The organism is Campylobacter sp. JMF_01 NE2, assembly GCF_027737365.1.
Classification (GTDB): domain Bacteria; phylum Campylobacterota; class Campylobacteria; order Campylobacterales; family Campylobacteraceae; genus Campylobacter_B.
Window position 1 is genome coordinate 1 of record NZ_JAOVTR010000023.1, and the last position, 1,217, is coordinate 1,217.

Below are 1,217 nucleotides of genomic sequence, written 5' to 3' on the forward strand. Positions count from 1 at the left end.
GCCAAAGGCGACGGCTCGGTTGTGCTTGGTGGCGAAAGCAATGAAGCAAACGCTACAAATTCTGTCGCTTGGGGTTCTGGCTCTATAACACATGCAGGAGCTGATAATTCAACTGCTTTTGGTGCAAATTCACATGCTTATGGTGCAAATTCTCTTGCTGCTATCGGTGGCAGGGCTCTTAAAGATAACTCTATCGCACTGGGCGTAAATTCTGTCGCAAACGGAGTAAATTCTTTTGCTACTGTTGGTGGAGTTGTTAATACCGATAATTCTATCGCTATTGGAAAGGACTCTATTGCAAATGGCAGAGATTCCGTTGCAATTATGGGCGGTAAAACTCACAACCAATACACATTTGCAGCTATGGGTGGAGATGCGACTGGATATACTAGTATCGCCATAGGTAGAAATTCTTCGACAAGTAGGATGGGAAATATCGCAATCGGCGGTGCAGTGTGGGATGGTAGTACAAATAGCGACCATGTGGATTATGAAGTTAAAATCAACGAAAAAGTCATTACGACACTTCAAATTCCAGGTCCAAAAGCAAATGGAACGGGCGCTATTGCATTAGGTGCTAGGGCATTAGCAGACAGTTCAGGCGAAGGAAATATTGCTATTGGTTATTTAGCCATAGCTAAGGATTTAGCAAACGATGATGCTGGACAAAGTGTCGCTATTGGAACGCAATCAAAAGCCATAGCTGGACAAACCATAGCAATTGGTGCTAATGCCGTAGCTAACGGATACGGCTCTATCGCTATCGGTGGTGATGATATAGGTAGCGAAACAAGCGCTCCTAAGAAAACAAAATTGGAAGATTATATCAACTTCATGGGCGGAAGCAGTGCGGTGTCGGATAGAATAAATCTCTTGCATGGAGTTTTTGCAGGAACTGCAACAGCTACCAGTAGCAACGGAGCATACAGAGAAACACGAGCTAGTGGCCTTGGCTCACTAGCAGTAGGTCAAAGCTCGGAAGCAAACAATACATTTTCAAATGCCGTTGGTTTTTCGAATATTGCTAATGGTATTGCTTCAAATGCCTTTGGAACAAGCAATATAGTAGAAGGTGACGGTGGCGGTGCCTATGGTTTGGAAAATAAAATTTATGATAAAAACGGCACCGCTGTGGGTAACTCAAATGTCATAAAATTAGGTGCTACAAATTCTACTGCCATAGGTGTGGGAAACACTATGGTTACAGGAGCTTTTTC

Annotated in this window: 1 pseudogene; it reads left to right on the top strand. The window is 43.5% G+C overall.

Going from position 1 to position 1,217, the window contains the following annotated elements:
* Positions 1 to 1,217: pseudogene (locus OFO01_RS08960) on the top strand (hypothetical protein); the annotation flags it as partial.